The organism is Rhodococcus sp. NPDC003348, assembly GCF_053589375.1.
Genome location: NZ_JBSFRT010000005.1, coordinates 1 through 18,293, shown reverse-complemented (window position 1 = coordinate 18,293; position 18,293 = coordinate 1). Strand labels below are relative to the sequence as shown.

At 70.5% G+C, this 18,293-nt stretch carries 19 protein-coding genes; 10 read left to right on the top strand and 9 right to left on the bottom strand.

The genetic code is table 11. The annotated features are described in order from the left end of the window. Nucleotides 1–3 precede the first annotated feature (3 nt). Entirely contained in the window at nt 4–450 is a 447-nt protein-coding gene (locus tag ACWDU4_RS04575; protein WP_450112669.1) for a hypothetical protein, read from the bottom strand. Beyond that, entirely contained in the window at nt 447–1,910 is a 1,464-nt protein-coding gene (locus ACWDU4_RS04570) for an APC family permease (RefSeq protein ID WP_450112668.1), read from the bottom strand. Before ACWDU4_RS04570 ends, ACWDU4_RS04575 begins: the two co-directional genes overlap by 4 nt. 435 nt (nt 1,911–2,345) lie before the next feature. Between ACWDU4_RS04570 and ACWDU4_RS04565 the strand changes: the two genes are divergently transcribed. Next, nucleotides 2,346–2,834 carry an FBP domain-containing protein gene (locus tag ACWDU4_RS04565; protein WP_450112667.1) on the top strand — a complete coding sequence of 163 codons (489 nt, stop codon included), beginning with the start codon at nt 2,346–2,348 and terminating at the stop codon, nt 2,832–2,834. 66 nt (nt 2,835–2,900) lie between these two features. Here the strand turns inward: ACWDU4_RS04565 and ACWDU4_RS04560 are convergent, their stop codons facing one another. Then, a complete protein-coding gene (locus ACWDU4_RS04560; protein ID WP_450112666.1) occupies nt 2,901–3,464 on the bottom strand; it encodes an NAD(P)H-dependent oxidoreductase in 564 nt (187 codons plus the stop codon). Between the two features lie 138 nt (nt 3,465–3,602). Between ACWDU4_RS04560 and ACWDU4_RS04555 the strand changes: the two genes are divergently transcribed. Both ACWDU4_RS04555 and ACWDU4_RS04550 read left to right on the top strand, forming a co-directional pair. Further along, complete coding sequence (locus ACWDU4_RS04555; RefSeq protein WP_450112854.1) at nt 3,603–4,181, top strand: TetR/AcrR family transcriptional regulator; 579 nt, start codon at nt 3,603–3,605, stop codon at nt 4,179–4,181. A 36-nt stretch (nt 4,182–4,217) separates the two neighbouring features. After that, on the top strand, nt 4,218–5,003 hold the full coding sequence (locus ACWDU4_RS04550) for an META domain-containing protein (protein WP_450112665.1): 786 nt from the start codon (nt 4,218–4,220) through the stop codon (nt 5,001–5,003). An 18-nt stretch (nt 5,004–5,021) separates the two neighbouring features. On the opposite strand, the gene ACWDU4_RS04545 is transcribed toward ACWDU4_RS04550, so the two are convergent. After that, nucleotides 5,022–5,576, bottom strand: a complete 555-nt coding sequence (locus ACWDU4_RS04545; protein WP_450112664.1) for a nucleosidase — start codon at nt 5,574–5,576, stop codon at nt 5,022–5,024. Between the two features lie 100 nt (nt 5,577–5,676). On the opposite strand from ACWDU4_RS04545, the gene nadE reads away from it, so the two are divergent. Then, nucleotides 5,677–6,516 carry an ammonia-dependent NAD(+) synthetase gene (gene nadE, locus ACWDU4_RS04540; RefSeq protein WP_450112663.1) on the top strand — a complete coding sequence of 280 codons (840 nt, stop codon included), beginning with the start codon at nt 5,677–5,679 and terminating at the stop codon, nt 6,514–6,516. Nucleotides 6,517–6,520: 4 nt separating this feature from the next. Next, the gene (locus tag ACWDU4_RS04535) at nt 6,521–7,288 is read left to right on the top strand and encodes an SDR family oxidoreductase (protein ID WP_450112662.1); all 768 of its coding nucleotides are present in this window, start codon (nt 6,521–6,523) and stop codon (nt 7,286–7,288) included. On the opposite strand, the gene ACWDU4_RS04530 is transcribed toward ACWDU4_RS04535, so the two are convergent. After that, on the bottom strand, nt 7,285–7,524 hold the full coding sequence (locus ACWDU4_RS04530; protein ID WP_450112661.1) for a MoaD/ThiS family protein: 240 nt from the start codon (nt 7,522–7,524) through the stop codon (nt 7,285–7,287). The genes ACWDU4_RS04535 and ACWDU4_RS04530 overlap by 4 nt on opposite strands. Before the next feature lie 31 nt (nt 7,525–7,555). Continuing rightward, nucleotides 7,556–8,623, bottom strand: a complete 1,068-nt coding sequence (gene moaA / locus ACWDU4_RS04525) for a GTP 3',8-cyclase MoaA (protein ID WP_450112660.1) — start codon at nt 8,621–8,623, stop codon at nt 7,556–7,558. A 101-nt stretch (nt 8,624–8,724) separates the two neighbouring features. Between moaA and ACWDU4_RS04520 the strand changes: the two genes are divergently transcribed. The 4 genes from ACWDU4_RS04520 (at nt 8,725) to ACWDU4_RS04505 (ending at nt 13,170) form a co-directional block, all read left to right on the top strand. After that, nucleotides 8,725–9,909, top strand: a complete 1,185-nt coding sequence (locus ACWDU4_RS04520; RefSeq protein ID WP_450112659.1) for a molybdopterin molybdotransferase MoeA — start codon at nt 8,725–8,727, stop codon at nt 9,907–9,909. A 41-nt stretch (nt 9,910–9,950) separates the two neighbouring features. After that, entirely contained in the window at nt 9,951–10,895 is a 945-nt protein-coding gene (gene moaCB / locus ACWDU4_RS04515; protein ID WP_450112853.1) for a bifunctional molybdenum cofactor biosynthesis protein MoaC/MoaB, read from the top strand. After that, nucleotides 10,888–11,301 (top strand): molybdenum cofactor biosynthesis protein MoaE, encoded by a 414-nt coding sequence (locus ACWDU4_RS04510; protein WP_450112852.1) that lies wholly within the window; start codon nt 10,888–10,890, stop codon nt 11,299–11,301. The genes moaCB and ACWDU4_RS04510 overlap by 8 nt, the downstream gene beginning before the upstream one ends. Before the next feature lie 324 nt (nt 11,302–11,625). Next, entirely contained in the window at nt 11,626–13,170 is a 1,545-nt protein-coding gene (locus ACWDU4_RS04505; protein ID WP_450112658.1) for a DEAD/DEAH box helicase, read from the top strand. Nucleotides 13,171–13,213: 43 nt separating this feature from the next. Here the strand turns inward: ACWDU4_RS04505 and ACWDU4_RS04500 are convergent, their stop codons facing one another. The 3 genes from ACWDU4_RS04500 to ACWDU4_RS04490 all read right to left on the bottom strand — a co-directional run bounded on the left by ACWDU4_RS04500 (nt 13,214) and on the right by ACWDU4_RS04490 (nt 17,332). Continuing rightward, on the bottom strand, nt 13,214–15,856 hold the full coding sequence (locus tag ACWDU4_RS04500) for a LuxR C-terminal-related transcriptional regulator (RefSeq protein ID WP_450112657.1): 2,643 nt from the start codon (nt 15,854–15,856) through the stop codon (nt 13,214–13,216). 25 nt (nt 15,857–15,881) lie between these two features. Further along, nucleotides 15,882–16,091 carry a hypothetical protein gene (locus tag ACWDU4_RS04495; protein WP_450112656.1) on the bottom strand — a complete coding sequence of 70 codons (210 nt, stop codon included), beginning with the start codon at nt 16,089–16,091 and terminating at the stop codon, nt 15,882–15,884. 218 nt (nt 16,092–16,309) lie between these two features. After that, a complete protein-coding gene (locus tag ACWDU4_RS04490; RefSeq protein ID WP_450112851.1) occupies nt 16,310–17,332 on the bottom strand; it encodes a CobW family GTP-binding protein in 1,023 nt (340 codons plus the stop codon). Between the two features lie 228 nt (nt 17,333–17,560). Between ACWDU4_RS04490 and ACWDU4_RS04485 the strand changes: the two genes are divergently transcribed. Then, complete coding sequence (locus tag ACWDU4_RS04485; protein WP_450112655.1) at nt 17,561–18,241, top strand: hypothetical protein; 681 nt, start codon at nt 17,561–17,563, stop codon at nt 18,239–18,241. Nucleotides 18,242–18,293 lie beyond the last annotated feature (52 nt).

Here is an 18,293-nt window from a genome sequence, read left to right as displayed (position 1 = left end):
GTCCTACTTCGCCGCCACGCGTGCGGTCTTCAGATCGTCGACGTAGTGCTGGAAGTCCGCGAGCTCGTCCGGACAATAGGTTTTGATCACCAGGAGTTGCCCCTGCAGCAGCCGACTGTCGGCAATGATCGGCCGGGTTCCCGGCCCGCCCGAACCGTTGGCGAGCTGTGCCGCCAGGTTGGCACGAGAAAGCGATTCGTTCGGGTGGTCACACACCGCACCACCGTCGTCTCCGAGAACCCGCACAATCTGCTCGTGTGAAGGTGCCGTCAGGCCCGCCGCCTGCAGTTCGGCGGTGAGCTGGTCGGCCTTCTCCTCCGCCTGCGGTGACGACTCGGAGGCGCCGTACGCCAGCAGGGCGACCACGAGCCCCACGAGGAAGATGAGGCCGACCGAAATGTAGAGCGCGACTCGCTCTCGGGGTGGCGAGGAGTTGGTGCCGGTGGTCATGACGGGCTCCCTTCCGGCGACTCGGCTTGCCTCCAGGAGGGTTTGCGCAGGCGGTAGAACAGGAACGGCACCAGCAGGCCTAGACCCAGGGCGCCTGCGGCGACAATCAGGAAGTACACCCCCGCGTTGCCGCCACCGAACTGCGAGGGTGGGACGAATCCGATGAGCAGGGCGGCCAGCGATGCCGCGAACCCGACGCCGCAGAGCCCGACGAGCATCGGCGCCCGGTACCCGCGCGGGTGGTCGGGGAACTTGCGGCGCAGACGGACGGCGGCGACGAACATCAGCAGGTACATGATCAGGTACACCTGGGTGGTGATCACCGAGAAGATCCAGTACGCGCTCGACACGTCGGGGATGAACGCGTACAGCAGCGCGATCACCGTGGTGACAAGTCCCTGCGTGACGAGGATGTTCTGTTGCACCCCCCGCTTGTTGACTCGCTGGAGGAACGGCGGAAGGTAGCCCTCCTGCCTGGAGATGAGCAGCAGACCCTTCGACGGGCCGGCCAGCCAGGTGAGCATGCCTCCGAGGGAGGCCGTCACCAGCATGACCCCGATCACCGGAGTGAGCCACTGCCAACCGAATTGGGCGAACACCGCGTCGAACGCCTGCATCACGCCGGCGGTCAGGGACAGCTGCTCGGCCGGGACCACCCAGCTGATGGCGAGTGCGGGCAGGATGAATATCAGCAGCACCAGCGCCATCGCGAAGAACATCGCCCGGGGAAACTGTTTGGCCGGGTTTCGCAGCGACGAGACGTGCACCGCGTTCATCTCCATCCCGGAGTACGACAGGAAATTGTTCACGATCAGGACCAGGCTGGCGATTCCCGCCCAGGCGGGCAGGAGGTTGTCGGCGGTCATCGGGGCCGCCGACGGGTTGCCCTGTCCGAGGAAGACGATGCCGAGGACGACCAGAAGGGCCCCGGGGACGAGGGTTCCGATGATCAGCCCACCGCTGGCCAGCCCGGCGACGCCCTGGGTACCGCGGGAAGAGATGAACACACCCGCCCAGTAGGCAACCATGATGACCAACGCGGTCCACACGCCGTTGCTCGCCAGACTCGGGTTGATGACATAGGCGAGGGTGCTCGCGACGTATCCGAGCAGGCTCGGGTAGTAGAAGATGGTCATCGCGAACTGGCACCACACCGCCAGAAAGCCCATGGGCTTGGAAATTCCGAGGGCGACCCAGTTGTAGACGCCGCCGCTCCAACCCGACGCCAGTTCGGCCGAGACCAGCGACGTCGGCAGCAGGAAGACGATCGCGGGAATCACGTACAGGAACACGCAGGCGAGCCCGTACACCGCCATGGTCGGCGACGGCCGCAGGCTGGCAACCGAGCTGGTGGTCATCAGGGCCAGGGCGATCCAGGAAATCCACGCCGCGGCGGGCGGCCTGCCACCGGTGGTGGCCGACTCCGGAGGAACGTCCGAAGGAACCCGTGTGTCACTCATCGCGACCGCCCCGGTTCACGATCGTGCTCCCGACCTCGGGGCAGGAGTACGGGAGCCGAGCGATCCCTGCCGAAAACTCCGGGTGGCGGCTGGGGCGGGAATTGTCGAAATCGGTGCCGGTCACTGTCTTGACCTCTCCACTGACGACAACAGCGACATACGTCAAACGGGCTGCGCCACCCCGCGGAGCGGCGAAACACCCCAGTTCAGCCTTCCCATTTTCCCACCCGAGATCTGCCAACTCGGCGTGTTTCCAATCGCGACCAGGTTTCGATCAGGAGACGGTCCTAGCTGTGGGCCACTGGCACGCGCCGCTGACACCGGTCGCTCGGTCCGCCCTCGGCCGCGGACGCGAAAACCCGTTGCCCGTCCCCGCCCGCAGTCGTAGCGTCGGTGGGGACTGCACCCGTTCGATCGAAGGAACCGTTTTCCGTCATGCTGCCCGTCACCGAGGCCGACATCCGGGCGTCGTTCGTCAACTGCTCGAAGGGCGACGCCAAGCGCCTGTCCGTACCGAAGGATCTCGCCGGACGTCCCTGGGAGGACCTGGATTTTCTCGGCTGGAGCGACCCGACCCTGCGGGGGCGCTGTTACATCGTGGTCCCCCGGGACGACGAGCTGGACGGGGTCGCGTTCCGCTACGAAACCGGCGGAACCGGCAAGGCCCAGATGTGCGCGATCTGCAAGACCACGCACACCGGTGGCGGCGTCTCGCTGATGACCGCGCAGAAGGCAGGCGAGTCCGGCCGGCGGGGCAACACCATCGGCATCTACATGTGCACCGACCTCGCGTGCTCGCTGTACGCGCGGAACAAGCGGCGGCCCTCGGCCGGCAACCGGTACCGCGAGACCCTGACGCTCGACGAGAAGGTGCAGCGCGTCCGCGACAACATCACCTCGTTCGTCGCGGGCCTGCAGAACTGACCCCCGGATGCACCCGGGCCCGGGCGGTGCAACACGCACCGCCCGGGCCCGGGTGACAGACGGGTGTCAGGCGTTGACGAGTTCGCCTGCGGCCGCGACGAGGCCGGAGACGACGGCGGCGACCTGTCCGGCGACCTCGGCGTTCTCGCTGGGGTGCTTGTCACCGAACTTGTCGATGGTTCCACCGATGGAGATGGAGGCGTCCTCCAGGACGGAGCCGCCGGCGATCTTGACGGCCTTGCGGGTGTCCTCGTGGGCCCACTGCGCGGCGTTGCCGGACGGCGAGGCACTGATGACGGCGACCGGCTTGTCCTTGACGGCACCGGCGCCGTAGGGGCGGGAGATCCAGTCGATGGCGTTCTTCAGCACGGCCGGGATGGTGCCGTTGTACTCCGGGGTGACGAGCAGCAGGGCGTCGGCCTCACCGGCAGCGGCGCGCAGCGCCTCGACGGCGGCGGGGGCGCCGGCGGCGTCGAGGTCCTCGTTGTAGAACGGCACGTCGCCCAGGCCCTCGTAGATCGTCACCTCGGCACCCTCGGGGGCACCCTTGACGGCGGTCTCGGCGAGTTGGCGGTTGACGGACGCGGCGCGGAGGCTGCCGACGAGGGCGAGAACACGGGTCTGAGACATGGGGGCAAATCCTTCACAGGGATACGTCGGGCTGGGTTCGTGGGCTGGTTCGATCCAGCACGCCAACCTTAACCGGACCACGGTCCGGTTGTATTCCCGGCGGGGTAGCATCGCCACGTGCAATCCACTCCCGTCCCGATGGCGCAGCCGCACGAGGCAGAGCGCTGTGACGCCGCCCGCAACCGGGCGTTGTTGCTGGACGCGGCCGCATTGCTCGTCGCCGAACGCGGTGCCGACGCCGTCACCATGGACGCCGTCGCCGCCCGGGCCGGTGTGGGGAAGGGCACAGTGTTCCGCCGCTTCGGCAGCCGGTCCGGGCTGATGCACGCCCTGCTCGACCACACCGAGACAGAACTCCAGCAGGCGTTCATGTTCGGTCCCCCGCCGCTCGGCCCCGGCGCGGACCCCCTCGACCGGCTCATCGCCTTCGGCCGGGCCCGTCTGTCCATTGTCGAGGTCCAGGGCGACGTGTTGCGCGCCGTCGAAACCTCCCCCGAACTGCGCTTCGGGGGACCGGCCCGGCACGTGAGCCTGACGCATGTGGCCACCCTGCTCCGCCAGGCGGGAACAGCAGGCGACGTGCCACTGCTGGCGCACAGCCTGCTCGCGCCGCTCGAAGCCTCGTTGGTCCTGCACCTGATCCGCGACCTGGGCATGTCGATCGACCGCATCGCCGACGCCTGGGAGGACCTGGCGCGCCGGGTTACGTCGACCTGAGCCGAATCGGCGGACCCGGTCACTACCCTGCAGGTCATGCGCACCCTTCGAACCGTGGGCCTCGTGGCGCTGGCCGCCGCCGCCCTCTCCGCCTGCTCGAACTCCAGTTCCGCGTCCCCGGCGTCGCCGCAGGCCGAATTGCTCGGCCGCACGTTCGTCTCGACCACGGTCGTGGGCACCCAGATTCCCGGTGGCGGACCCCTGACCGTGTCGTTCGCGGCACCGGACCGGCTGGCCGGGACCGCGGGCTGCAACCGCGCCACCGGGACCGCCGACTTCTCGGGCGGCCGGATCACCACCGGCCCGCTTGCCACCACGATGATGGCCTGCGTCGGCGAGCGCGGCGCCTCCGACGCGTGGCTGGCGGACTTCTTCGCCGCGAGCCCGGAGTGGGACGTCGACGGTGACACCCTGCACCTGCGCACCGACGCGTCGGCGGTGACCCTGCTCGACAAGAAGGTCGCGCAGCCGGACCGGCCGCTGACCGGCACCACGTGGGTCGTCGACTCGACGATCAGCCCGACGGCGATCACGTCGTCGCGGGCGATCGAGGAGTCCTCGCCGATACTGCAGATCGCGGAGGACGGCACCGTCACCGGGTCGACCGGATGCAATGCGATGACGGGCAGCGCGCAGGTCGCCGGTGACACCGTGACGTTCGGTCCGCTGGGCACCACCCGCATGATGTGTCCCCCGGAGGTCATGGAGGTCGAGCAGGCCGTCCTCACCGCGCTCGACGGCACCACCACCGTGACGATCGACTCGGACCGGATGCGTCTGATGAACACCAACGGCCACGGACTCGGCCTGCACGCCCGGTAGCCGCGCCGGCTCGCCGACTCAGTAGTGGTCGGCGAGCCAGGCGCCGAGGATCCGGGCGCTGGCGTCCACCCGAGCCGGCCAGTCCATCGCCGACTCGTCGGCCTGGTCGCTGACGTGCTTGACGAGCCGGCACGGCGCGCCCATCCGGGTGCAGGCGGCCGCGACCGCGAAGCCCTCCATGTCGACCAGGTCGGCGCGCTGCGACAACTCGTCGCGCAGCACCGGGTCGGACACGAACACGTCCCCGGTTGCGAGCACCGACCCGTCCCCGTTCTCCAGCGAAATCCGTTCCTGCGCCGGATAGCCCAGCGACCGCAGCACCTCGGCGCTGAGGTCGTGGTTGAGGACCTCGGACGGCACGTAGAGTCCGGCGTGGTGTCCGTGCAGCGCGCCCGCGGTGCCGATGTTGACGACCGTCGGCCGGGCGCCGGCCGAGTGCAGAGCGAGCGCCTCGGTGACCGCGATCGCCGCGTCCACCTTCCCGATGCCGGTGACGAGCACCTCGAACCGGGACGGGACGTGGGCGGCCTCGGCGAGGGTGGCGGAGACGACGAGGACTGGGAGATCGATCACCCGGGGAACAGTAGCCTTCGCACAAGGGCGGGCCCTTACTTGCGCACAAGGGCGGGCCCTTACTTGCGCACAGCGGCGGCCCCTTTACTAGAGTCACCGCATGGCCACACTGCGTGCTCGAATCCTGGAGGAGCTCGGCGCGAAGCCGACGATCGACCCCGCCGCCGAGGTGCGGGAGCGGGTCGATTTCCTCAAGGCGTACCTGCGATCGACACCCGCGAAGGGCTTCGTCCTCGGCATCAGCGGCGGCCAGGACAGCACCCTGGCCGGCCGGCTGTGCCAGCTCGCCGCCGAGGAGTTGCGCGCCGAAGGCCACGACGCCGAATTCGTCGCCGTCCGACTGCCGTACGGGGTACAGGCCGACGAGCACGACGCGCAGATCGCGCTGAAGTTCATCCAGCCGGACCGCTCGATCGCCGTGAACATCAAGCCGAGCGCGGACGCTGCCGCCGCGGAGAGCGCCGCCGGTCTCGTCGAGGTACTCGGACACATCGGCGAGCTGCGCGACTACGTGCGCGGCAACGTCAAGGCCCGCGAACGGATGGTCATCCAGTACGCGATCGCCGGCGAACTCGGCCACCTCGTCGTAGGCACCGACCACGCCGCCGAGGCGATCACCGGATTCTTCACCAAGTACGGCGACGGCGGCGTCGACGTCACCCCGCTCACCGGCCTGTCGAAGCGGCAGGGCGCGGCGCTGCTGCAGCACCTCGGCGCCCCGGAGACCAGCTGGCGCAAGATCCCCACCGCGGATCTCGAGGACGACCGGCCTGCGCTGCCGGACGAGGAGGCACTCGGCCTGCGCTACAGCGAGATCGACGACTACCTCGAGGGCCACGACGTAACCCCCCGCGTGGCTCAGAAGCTCGAGACCATGTACCTGAACACCCGTCACAAGCGGAACGTTCCCGTCTCCCCGCTCGACGACTGGTGGAAGTAGCACTGTGAGCACCGTGCTGGTCGCGGGCGGCACCGGGACCGCGGGATCCGCGGCGGTCGCGGAGCTCGCTGCCCGTGGCCACACCGTGCGGGTGCTCAGCCGCCACGCGCCGGCCGACCTGCCGGCCGGCGCGACGCACACACCCGGCGACCTGATGACCGGCGAAGGCCTGGCCGAGGCACTGACCGGGGTCGACGTCGTCGTCAGCGCCGTCGACGGACGCACCAAGGCCACCCGGCCGATCTTCACGGACGGCGCCCGCACCCTGACCGCCGCGGCCCGGGACGCCGGGGTGCGGCGCGTGGTGCTGCTCTCCATCGTCGGCGTCGACCAGCTGAAGTTCTCCTACTACGCGGCGCTGGCCGAACAGGAACGGATCCACGCGGCGTCCGGGCTGGACACCACGATCGTGCGCTGCACCCAGTTCCACACCCTGCTGCGCGCGGTGTTCGCGACCACCGCGCGGTTCGGGGTGCTGCCCGCGGTGCGCGGGGCACGATTCCAGCCGATCGCACCCGCCGAGGTCGGGCGTGCGCTCGCCGACGCCGCGCTCACCGAGACGCCCGCCGACCGGGTCGAGGTCGGCGGCCCCGAGGTGTCGTCGATGCGGGAGCTGGCGAGAACCTGGAAGCGGATCACCGGCTCACGTGCGGTGGTGCTGGGGTTGCCGATCCCGGGCGCGCCCGGCCGCTTCCTCCGGGAGGGCCGCAACCTGACACCCGAGAACCGTTACGGCACCGTCACTTTCGAGCGCTGGCTGGCCGAGAACTAGCCGCCCGCGAACGGCGGCAACACGTCGACCTGCGCGGCCGCCGGGATGTCGAGGTCGCGGGTCAGCTCGTCGCCCTGAAGGAACGCCGCCACACCCAGCACCCGTTCCATCGCCGCACCGTGCCGGTCGACGAGCGCGGCCCGCAGGTGGCCGAGGGTCGCGTCGGCGGCGAGCGGAAGCTCCTCCTGCGCACATCCCGCGGCGTCCGCGGCCGCCGCGAAGTACCGCACCGTCACCGTCGACACACCTGTCGCAACAGCTGTTGATTCAGCCACCGATCGCCCCCATGCTCCGTTTCGGCGGCTCGAAGCCCGCCGCGTTGATGCCGTGCCCGGCCCATTTGTTCCACATCGCGCCGCGCCACAACCCGGCGAGTTCTTCGTCGGTCGCCCCGGACCGCATGGCGTCCCGCAGGTCGATCTCGGTGTCGCTGAACAGACACGACCGCACGGTGCCCTCGGCGGTGAGCCGGGTGCGGTCACAGTCGGCGCAGAAGTTGCGGGTGACCGAGGCGATGATGCCGACCGTCGCGGGCCCGCCGTCGACGAGCCACTCCTCCGCCGGCGCGGACGGGTCCTCGCGCCCGGCCTCGGTGAGGTCGAACCGCTCGCCGAGCACGTCCAGCAGGTGCCGCGCATCCACCATCGCCGACCGCGCCCACGCGTGGTCGGCATCGAGCGGCATCTCCTCGATGAACCGCAGATGCGCACCCTCGTCCAGACACCACTGCAGCAGATCGGCTGCACCGCCGAGCGTTTCGGGCATCAGCACCGCGTTGATCTTCAGCGGCGTCAGCCCGGCGCGGGCCGCGGCCCGGATCCCCGCCAGCACCGAGGGCAACCGGTCACGGCGGGTCAGTTCCGCGAAGTGGGCACGGTCGACGGTGTCTAGGGAGATGTTGACCCGGGTCAGCCCGGCGTCGGCGAGCGCCGCCGCCCGATGCTCCAGTCCGACGGCGTTGGTGGTCATCGACAGCGGCGTGCCCGGCACGGCGCGGGCGCAGCCGCCGATGATGTCCTCGAGGTCGCGGCGCATCAGCGGCTCGCCGCCGGTGAACCGCACCTCCCGCACCCCCAGATCGCGGACCGCGATCCGGACGAGACGCACGATCTCGTCGGCCGAGAGCAACCGGCTCTGCGGGATCACCGGCAGCCCCTCCGCGGGCATGCAGTACGTGCAGCGCAACGAGCACTTCTCGGTGATGGACACGCGCAGGTCGCGGGCGACGCGGCCGAACCGGTCCACCGGTTCCGGAATGTCCGGTCGGTCCGTGCTGTCCGACCCGGTTCGCACGCGCGGCAACCCGATCTCAACCGGCCTGGCGGTCGCAGTCATCGGGTCGTCACCTCTGTCACGTCACCAGTATGACCACTGGTCGCCACAATGCACCCGGTGCGGGCATGCTTAGGATTGGTCGCCGAGCCGCAGGGAGGGCCATGACCAGCAGATCCGTGGACGAGCACGCACACCGGGTGCGACTTCTGCTCGACCGCGCCCTGACATCCGCCACCGAACACGTTCCGGTGCCCGACGCGCTCGGGCGGGTGCTCGGCGTCGATCTCCACGCGCCGATCGACCTGCCGCTGTTCCGGAACTCGCAGATGGACGGCTTCGCGGTCGCCGCGCAGTCGGTTCGGGAGACCCCGGTGACGCTGCCGATCGCGGCGACGGTCGCGGCCGGCGATCCGGGGGTGGACCGGCTCGCGCCCGGTACCGCGGTGAAGATCATGACCGGAGCCCCGCTCCCCGACGGCGCCGACTGCGTGGTCCCGGTCGAGGACACCGACGCCGACGGCGACCGGGTCTGCATCCTGGTGCCCCGTCGTGCCGGTGAGTTCGTCCGCGACCGCGGCAGCGACGTCCGCACCGGCGACCTGTTGCTCTCCGCCGATGTGGAACTGACCGCCCGGCACCTGGCCATGCTCGCCGCCGTGGGTCTGGCGGAGGTACCGGTGCGCAGGCGCCCGCGGTTCGCGGTGATCGCGACGGGTGCCGAGCTGGTCCCGGCGGGAACCCCGCTGAGACCGGGTCAGATCCACGACTCGAACTCGATCGCCCTGGCCGCGAGCGTGGTCGCGAACGGCGGCGACGCGACGTACGTGGACCGCAGCACCGACAGTCCGGACCAGTTCCGGGAGATCCTGGGCCGGGCAGTCGAACTCGCGGACGTAGTGCTGACGTCGGGCGGTGTGTCGATGGGCGACTTCGAGGTGGTGCGCGAGGTGCTCACCCCGCTCGGCGGCTGGTTCGGGCACGTGGCGATGCAGCCGGGCGGCCCACAGGGGCTGACCGAGGTGGACGGCGTCCCGGTGCTGAGCTTCCCCGGCAACCCGGTCAGCACCCTGGTCTCGTTCGAGGTGTTCGCCCGGGCGGAACTGCGCCGTGCGGCCGGGCTCGCACCTCTGCCCGCGGACCACGCCAAGCTCACCGGCCCGGTGAAATCGCCTCCGGGCAAACGGCAGTTCCTGCGCGGCCGCCGGGTTCCCGACGGCGTGACACTGGAGTCGGGGCCGGGCTCACACCTGGTCGCGGCCCTGGCCAGGGCCGATGTACTTCTCGACATTCCGGAGGACGTGACGACGATGCAGGCGGGAGACGACGTGCGGGTGTGGGAGCTGTGAGCGGAGACCTGACTCACCTCGACGGTGAGGGCCGGGCCCGGATGGTCGACGTCGGCGCAAAGGCGGTGACCACCCGGATCGCGGTCGCCGCGGGCGAATTGCAGACCACCGCCGAGGTGATCGCGCTGGTGCGCGCCGACGACATGCCCAAGGCCGACGTGCTGGCCACTGCCCGCATCGCGGGGATCGCCGGGGCGAAGCGGACCTCCGAACTGATCCCGCTCTGCCACCAGATCTCGCTGTCGTCGGTGAAGGTCGAGTTCGGATTCACCGACACCACCATCACCATCGAGGCGCGGGCCAAGACCACCGGGCAGACCGGGGTCGAGATGGAGGCGCTGACCGCGGTCGCGGTGGCCGGGTTGACGCTGCACGACATGGTCAAGGCCGTCGACCCCGCGGCGGTGCTGAACGGGGTGCGGCTGCTGACCAAGTCCGGCGGCAAGCGCGGCAACTGGGTGCGCGACCAGGTTGCCGAGGTCTCGGAACCGGAGGCCGCCTCCCCCGGAGCGCGGTCCGCGGTTGTCCTGGTCGCGTCCACCGGCGGCGCCGCCGGCACCCGGGAGGACACCACCGGACCGGTGCTGGTGTCCTGGCTGGAAAGTCTGGGCTTCTCGGTTCGCGGACCGCTGGTGTACGCGGACGCCGACATCGCCGCGGGATTCGCCGAGGCCCTCACCGGCGGCCCGGCCCTGGTCGTGAGCACCGGCGGCACCGGTGCCTCCCCCACCGACCGCACCCCGGAGGCGACCGCTGCCATCCTCGACCGCGAACTGCCCGGGGTTGCGGAGGCCATGCGCCGCAAGGGAACCGAGAAGACCGTGCACGCCTCGCTGAGCCGTGGCCTGGTCGGGCTGTCCGGCCGGACCGTGGTGGTGAACCTCCCCGGTTCGCCGGGCGGGGTGCGGGACGGAATCGCCGTGCTGGAGCCGATTCTCGATCACCTGCTGGCGCAGGTGTCCGGTGGAGGGATGCATGATGCGTGACCTGCTGGCGGCCGTCTCGGCCGAACCGATCGACCCCGCCGCGGTGGACGCCGCGGTCGCCGGGCCCGAACACGGCGCGGTGGTCCTGTTCACCGGCGTCGTGCGCAACCACGATGGCGGGCAGTCGGTTTCCGCGCTCGAGTACTCGGCGCACCCCGACGCCGAGAAGTTCCTGCGCCGCTGCTGCGAGCAGGTGTCCGCGGAGTCCGGCCTTCCGGTCGCCGCCGTCCACCGCGTCGGACCACTGACAGTCGGGGACCTCGCGCTGGTCGCCGCCGTGGCGGCCCCGCACCGCGCCGAGGCCTTCGCCGCCTGCGCCCTGCTCGTCGAGCGGATCAAGTCCGAGGTGCCGATCTGGAAGCGGCAGCACTTCGCCGATGGCGTCACCGAGTGGGTGGGGCTGTAACCGGCTCGTCGGCGACCATGGCCACCCCGGCCCGGAGGCGGTCACGGCGCGCGCCGACGTCCACGTGAGACCGGCCTCCCGCCCGTGTGACCCGGGCAACGGCGGCGTACCTGGGCGGTCGGCTATGCTGGTCCCACTCGGCGCGAGCTTCACGGCGCCAGCCGTCGTGGAACGGTTTTCACGTGCCCAGCACGAACTCTTCTTACGGCGATCGATTTTGCCCACCGGCAATCTCGCCACACTTGTGCTGCTCTTGCGCGTGGATCTTCGGGTTCTTTCGTGCTGCGCGGTGCAACCCGATGCCCGAAAGGCACTCGACAACCCATGACCGCGTCCTTCGCCGAACTCGGCGTGCCCGCTCCCCTCGTGACGGCGCTCGCCGCCAACGGGATCACCGCCCCCTTCCCCATCCAGGTCGACACCCTCCCCGACACCCTCACCGGCCGCGACGTGCTCGGCCGCGGCAAGACGGGCAGCGGCAAGACCCTCGCGTTCTCGATCCCGATGGTCACGCGACTGTCCGGCGATCTCGCCGGCAGGCGTCGCCCGAACCAGCCGCGCGGGCTGATCCTCGCGCCGACCCGCGAACTGGCCACGCAGATCACCGCCACCCTGCAGCCACTCGTCGACGCCGCCGGCCTGAAGGTCACCACGATCTTCGGTGGCGTCTCCCAGCACCGTCAGGTCAAGGCGCTCGAGTCCGGCGTCGACATCGTCGTCGCCTGCCCGGGACGCCTCGAGGACCTGATGAAGCAGCGACTGGTGTTCCTCGACACCGTCTCGATCACCGTGCTCGACGAGGCCGACCACATGGCAGATCTCGGCTTCCTGCCGGGCGTGACCCGGATCCTCAAGTCCACGCCGGATTCCGGTCAGCGCCTGCTGTTCTCGGCCACCCTCGACAACGGCGTCGACATCCTGGTCAAGAAGTTCCTGCACAACCAGGTGCTGCACTCCGTCGACGAGGCCAACTCCCCCGTCGCCGCGATGACCCATCACGTCTTCGACGTCTCCGGTGCCGCGGACAAGAAGGATCTCGTGCACAAGCTCGCGTCCGGTACCGGTCGCCGAATCCTGTTCATGCGCACCAAGCATCAGGCCCGCAAGCTCGCCAAGCAGCTCACCGAGGCCGGTATCCCGTCGGTGGATCTGCACGGCAACCTGTCCCAGAACGCCCGCGACCGGAACCTGGCTGCATTCTCGTCCGGTGAGGCCCGGGTGCTCGTGGCCACCGACGTCGCCGCGCGCGGTGTGCACGTCGATGACGTCGAACTGGTCGTGCACGTCGACCCGCCCGCCGAGCACAAGGCGTACCTCCACCGTTCGGGTCGCACCGCCCGCGCCGGCAGCGCCGGCGACGTGGTCACCGTCGTGCTGCCCGAGCAGCGCAAGGATCTCGTGCAGTTGATGCGCAAGGCCAAGATCACCGTCACGCCGCAGCAGGTGACCGCCAACTCCCCCGCCGTCACCGAACTCGTCGGCGAGATCGCGCCGCACGTCGTGCCGGCCCCGAAGCCGACGACGCAGCCTTCCGGTCAGGGCGGCGGTCGCCGCAGCGGAGGCCAGCGCGGCGGCGGACAGCGGCGCGGCACCACCGAGGCCGGCACCCGGGGTTCCGGTCGCGGTCAGGGTGAGGGCCGCGGAGGCGCGCAGGGCCGGGGACGCGGCGGCCAGGGCGCAGCGGCCGGAAACCGCGGTGGCTCGGACACTTCCGGCACGCGCGGCCGTCGCGGCGGCGGCGGTGGCCGCAGCCAGGGGGCGGCCGGACAGCGGTCGACCACCGTCTACAGCAGCGAGACGCCGCGTTCCGGCGGCGCCGATCAGGGCGGCGGCAGCAATCAGCGTCGCCGGCGCGCCACCCGGCCCTGACACGATGACCGGTGATCGGTCCGTCCCTGTCGGGGCGGACCGATCACCCGGCCGAGGACTCGGTGCCCTGCAGGACGGACGCCAGCTCGCCGCGGGTGGCGACACCGGCCTTCTGCGCCGCGCGGTACAGGTGGCCCTCGATCGTCCGGACCGACAGGGTGAGTTTCTCGGCGATCTCCCGATTCGTCATGCCGCGCGCCACCAGGGTGACGATCTCGCGTTGCCGCGAAGTCAGCGGGACCGGCTGCGCCGCGGCACGCAGAGCCGGGGTGTCGGCCCGTCCGCAGGCATCGGCGAGACGGCGGGCGGTGGCCAGCGCCGTCAGGGCCGAGCCGCGTCGTCCCCGCCGGGCATACAGCGCCGCTGCCTGTGCGGACGAGTCGGCGGCGGCCAGCAGGTCGCCGGCCGACTCGTAGCGCGCGGACACGTCCGTCAGCGCATCCGGATCGTGCCGCGCGAACGCGGCGGCCCAGCCGGCCGCGAGAGCCACCCGTGGCCCCTCCACGATCCGTTCGAGTTCCGCCAGCCGCGAGTCACCACCGGGGTCCCCGAACTGGGTCGCGGTCTGCAGCAGCAGCACTTCCTGAGCCACCCTGCCGGCCCGGCGCGCGTCGTCGGCGGCGTCACGAACGATGGTTCGTGCCGCACCGACCTCACCGCCCGCGGCCGCCACCCATGCCCGCGCGAGCGCCATCATCGGCCGCCAGGTGGCGAAATCGGTTCCCCAGAAACCGGGAACCGTTCGATACGCGTCGCCGGCGGCGGCGGCGTGCCCGCGCATCCCCTCGACCATCGCGAGACCGAGGAAGCCGTGCACCTGGACGCTGGTGGTCCGCGCACCATCGATCCGGGTCGGTGCCGTTTGCGATTCGGCGCGCGCCACCGCCTCACGGAAGTGCCCGGCAGCCTCGTTCAGTCGGCCTGCGTGAAGCCTGACCATGCCGAGTGCGCTGGACACGATCGCGGTGGCGTGCCCGGGATGGTCGAGCAGGTGGTCGAGCAACCCGTCGGCGACCCGGAACGCCTCGGCGTGCCTGCCGGACAGCGACAACCCGAACGACTCGAGAAGTCCGAGTCCGAACCGCAGGTTCGACGCATCGAACGCCCGGTCGGCGAGAAGGTATCCCTCACGAGCAACGTTCGCCAGCTCCGCGATCCGACCCAGGTCCGTGAGTGCGATGACACGCGCCCACACCGCCATCATCGTCAACAGCCCCGACCGCGGCGGGCTGCTCAGCACACCGCGGGCGATCTGCTCCGCCAGCTGCGGGCGACCGAGACCCGCGGCCGTCGATGCGATCAGCGCCAGGTGACCGACGCGGGCGTCGTCGTCGGGCAGATCGGATTCCGCCTCCGACAGCAGACGAGCGGCTTCCTCGGGGCGGCCGAGCACCCACAGCATGTTGGCCACCCTCAGCGCGGTGATCTGCCAGCGTTCCGCCGGACCGGCTGCCGAACGAAAGAGCAGCGCCGCAACGGTTTCCGCGGCAGGACCGTACTCCAGGGTCCCCAGCGCCAAACAGTGCAGGAGCCGTGCGCTGCGGCCCGCCCCGCCGCCGAGCGCGGCGCGCACGAGCCGCTCGGCCAGGAACGGATCCGTCAGCGCGAACGCCGCCTCCGCGGCCTGTTCGAGAAGGACCCGGTCGGGCTCGAGATCCGACTCGACGAGCAGTGTCGCCCGCCGTACCAGGTTTCGAGGCCCGCCCGGTTCGTCCGCGAGTACGACGGCGATCCGTCCACGCAGCCGCGCCAGTGCCAGCGATCCGGCGCGCGCCCGGCGCACGTCACCGAACAGCGGATGGGCGAGGCGCGCGGTCTTCCGGTCGGCGGTGACGGTGATCAGCTCGCAGGTCTGCGCCCGACAGACCGCCTCGGCGCCGCACACCCGGTTGAGGACGGCGACACCGAGCGGTTCGGCGACGGCCAGGCAGTCCAGCACCGTGCCCACCGGCGGCGCGAGCTGACCCATTCGAGCATCGATGAGATCGATCAGACCCGCAGTGGCCACGGGGGTACCGGACCAGATCCACACACCTTCGACCTCGGCCAGGCGGCCGGTCCTCAACTCGTCGGCGACGAGTTGGCGCAGGTACAGCGGATTGCCTCTGGTCAGCTCCCACATCACCTGTCCGCTGCTGGCGTCGAGGTGACCACCGAGCACCGTCTCGAGCAGCGACCTCGTCTCGATCGCGGACAGTGGCTGCAGTTCGAGGCGATCGAGCTGGGGTCCCCGCCACAGTGCGCTGATCGCGTCGGGACAGCGCTCACCGGTGCGGAACGTGAGCACCACAGTCGCCAGGCCCCGCACCGCGACCTGGTGCACGACATGCGCCGACAGCTCGTCCAGCAGATGCGCGTCGTCGACGACCAGCAGCGTCGGGGGCGAGCGGTCGGTCCCGCCGGCGATCGCGTCGATGACCGAACGGATCCGCCCGTGCGGGGTGTCCCCCACGATGTCGATGTCGGTGAACACTCCGAGCGGCAAGGTCCGCGCGGACGCCGTGGCCCGCAACCACCGAACCCGGGTCCCCCGGGGCACCGTTGCCGCCGCGTCCGTCGCCAGGCGGGTCTTCCCGACACCCGCCGCGCCTGCGATCGCGACACCACGGGTACCTGGAGCGTGGAACGTGTCGCTGATCAGCCCGAGTTCCTCGGTGCGTCCGGTCAGCGGCCAGGCGCTGAACATGCCCGGTATCATACCGCCCAGTCTGTCACCGACTCCACGATCCTTCGCCGTTCTCACTGGTCAGCAGCGCGGCGAGCTTGGCTCTGGCGAGCCGCATGAAGGTCGGGAAGGCCCACGCGTCGACCCCCACCCGACGGGCGATCGCCGGGGCGTCGACACCGGCGTCCGACAACCGCAACGCGAGCGCGTACGGTTCCGGCAGCATCGCCAGTGCCCGCGCGCGGTCGACGGCCATCGGAACTGCCGTCCGATCAGCCGAGCGTGCGGTCGGGACGAGCCCGGAGGCGGGTGCGCATCGTTCTCCCCCTTCGTCACGGCGGTCACCTGTGGCGGCGACCACTCCGGTTGCCATCGTCCGGCCGCGACGGCCGTCGAGTGCGAGTGGTCGACTACCCCATCCCGGCCCTCGCCACACTCGCTGCCCCGACCGGAGTTTCCGGACCGATGCCCGGATCAGCCGCCGATCACGTACCGGTGCACCGCGGTCATCGCGTCGGCGGCGCCGGGCGTCGACGCCAGGCAGGCCGCGAGACCGCGCTGCACGGCCTCTTCGTCGATTCCGGACCCGATCAGCACCAGCTCGGTTCCGCGTTCGTGTCCCCGTCGCCACGGCGCGCGGTCGAACCGGATGTGGCGCCCCACCGTCTGCAGCAGGTATCGCTGGGTGTGTCCCGGAATCCCGAAGTAGACAAAGCCTTTCACCCGGTACAGCCCGGCGGGCGGATCCTCGAGGAACCGCACCAGCGCCCGCGGCTCGATCGGCGCGGCGCTGGTGAAGGTGACACTGCGGTACTGGTCGTGCAGATGCTCGTGGTCCCCGTCGCCGCACTGGTCCTCGACCAGCAGTTCGTCGAGGCTCATCTGCCGCGGTCCCTCGTCGACTCGCACGACCTCGTCGAACAGCAACCGGGGGTCCACCCGGCCGTGAGTCGTCTCCAGCACCGGCGAGCGGTCGTTCAGTGCGCCGACCCGGCCTCGCAGGGCATCCGCCGCGACGTCGTCGATCAGGTCGGTCTTGTTCACCACCAGCAGATCCGCCATCCGCACGTGCAGGTCCAGTTCGGGGTGCCGTCGCCGGGTGTCGTCGAACTCGGCCGCATCGACCACGACGACCAGTCCCCCGTAACCGATGCGCGGGTTCTCGCTGCCGAGGATCATCCGCACCATGTTGCGGGGCTCGGCGAGGCCACTCGCCTCGACGACGATGACGTCGATGTCCGCCCGGGTGAGCCGATCGAGCATCGCGTCCATCTCCCCGACGTCGACCGCACAGCACAGGCAGCCGTTGCTCAGGGACACCGTCGAGTCCACCTGCCCGGCGACCATCATCGCGTCGATGTTGACGGAGCCGAAGTCGTTGACGATCACCCCGATCCGCACCCCGTGGTCACCCCGGAGCAGATTGTTGAGCAGGCTCGTCTTCCCGGAGCCGAGGAACCCGGCGACGAGCACCACCGGAACCAGCCGCCGCACCACCGTCACCCCACACCCTTCGCGTTCACCGCCGTCGATTCCTGCGCCATGCTAGTGAATCTCGTTAAGGCCGCGTAAACATCGAGTTTCGCAGACCGTCCGGTCGGTGGTTCCGGTCACATCCGCAGGTCTGAGCGTTGCGGACACCCTCGGGTCACGATGTAATAACGGCGCCTCTCGGCAGTTCACCTCCCTCGCGACAGCGGGGCTCACAGGGCGGGAAAGATGACAATGAAGCGTACTGCGACCGTGATCGGTGCTCTCGGACTGACGCTCGGCCTCGGCGCCGGATTCGCCACCGCGGAACCGGTCACGGAACCGGCCGAGGTCTCCACCGGGTCCACCGTGATCGACACCATCGAGCGGGCCGCGACCGCGGAGGACGCCGCGGGCGCCATCCAGACCGCCGCCGGCGAGATCACGGTCAAGGCCCTGCGCGAGTGCGGGCTCGGTGCACTGATCGGCACCGCCACCGACGAGGCGACGGTGAAGAACGTCGGCGTCTTCGTCAGTGCCGTGAGCAAGCGCATCCTCGCGATCACCAACGGCCCGGCCGCCGTGATCTCCGTCGTCGCGGGTGGCTGCGTCGAGCGCTCGCTGCTCGCCTTCGACGTCAACTCCGGCTCCGCCAAGATGGGCGGTTCGGTCGCGTCACTGGCACTGGGCGGCCTCCTCGGCACGGGCTCCCTCGCCGCCGCGTCCAGCGATTCAGGTTCCGCCGATCTCGGACTCGAAGGCTGGTTCGACGAACTGCTCGGTGCCGGCTCCTCCGACACCGCGTCGGCGGACTCCGCCTCGTCCGACACCGCGTCCGCGGACTCGGCCTCCGCTTCGGGACTGCTCGACTCGGGCTCACTCGAGGCCAGCGCTCCGGTCTCGGACGCGCTCCTCGCCGGAGCCGCCGGCGCCTGAACCACGCGCCGCGCCGTAACCGACGAGGGCCGGACACCGCAACGGTGTCCGG

Excerpts from the sequence above, each read along its gene's own strand:
- ACWDU4_RS04575 (WP_450112669.1), bottom strand. The coding sequence starts at position 450 with ATGACCACCGGCACCAACTCCTCGCCACCCCGAGAGCGAGTCGCGCTC.
- ACWDU4_RS04570 (WP_450112668.1), bottom strand. The coding sequence starts at position 1,910 with ATGAGTGACACACGGGTTCCTTCGGACGTTCCTCCGGAGTCGGCCACC.
- ACWDU4_RS04565 (WP_450112667.1), top strand. The coding sequence starts at position 2,346 with ATGCTGCCCGTCACCGAGGCCGACATCCGGGCGTCGTTCGTCAACTGC.
- ACWDU4_RS04560 (WP_450112666.1), bottom strand. The coding sequence starts at position 3,464 with ATGTCTCAGACCCGTGTTCTCGCCCTCGTCGGCAGCCTCCGCGCCGCG.
- ACWDU4_RS04555 (WP_450112854.1), top strand. The coding sequence starts at position 3,603 with ATGGCGCAGCCGCACGAGGCAGAGCGCTGTGACGCCGCCCGCAACCGG.
- ACWDU4_RS04550 (WP_450112665.1), top strand. The coding sequence starts at position 4,218 with ATGCGCACCCTTCGAACCGTGGGCCTCGTGGCGCTGGCCGCCGCCGCC.
- nadE (WP_450112663.1), top strand. The coding sequence starts at position 5,677 with ATGGCCACACTGCGTGCTCGAATCCTGGAGGAGCTCGGCGCGAAGCCG.
- moaA (WP_450112660.1), bottom strand. The coding sequence starts at position 8,623 with ATGACTGCGACCGCCAGGCCGGTTGAGATCGGGTTGCCGCGCGTGCGA.
- ACWDU4_RS04520 (WP_450112659.1), top strand. The coding sequence starts at position 8,725 with ATGACCAGCAGATCCGTGGACGAGCACGCACACCGGGTGCGACTTCTG.
- moaCB (WP_450112853.1), top strand. The coding sequence starts at position 9,951 with ATGGTCGACGTCGGCGCAAAGGCGGTGACCACCCGGATCGCGGTCGCC.
- ACWDU4_RS04510 (WP_450112852.1), top strand. The coding sequence starts at position 10,888 with ATGCGTGACCTGCTGGCGGCCGTCTCGGCCGAACCGATCGACCCCGCC.
- ACWDU4_RS04505 (WP_450112658.1), top strand. The coding sequence starts at position 11,626 with ATGACCGCGTCCTTCGCCGAACTCGGCGTGCCCGCTCCCCTCGTGACG.
- ACWDU4_RS04500 (WP_450112657.1), bottom strand. The coding sequence starts at position 15,856 with ATGTTCAGCGCCTGGCCGCTGACCGGACGCACCGAGGAACTCGGGCTG.
- ACWDU4_RS04495 (WP_450112656.1), bottom strand. The coding sequence starts at position 16,091 with ATGGCCGTCGACCGCGCGCGGGCACTGGCGATGCTGCCGGAACCGTAC.
- ACWDU4_RS04485 (WP_450112655.1), top strand. The coding sequence starts at position 17,561 with ATGAAGCGTACTGCGACCGTGATCGGTGCTCTCGGACTGACGCTCGGC.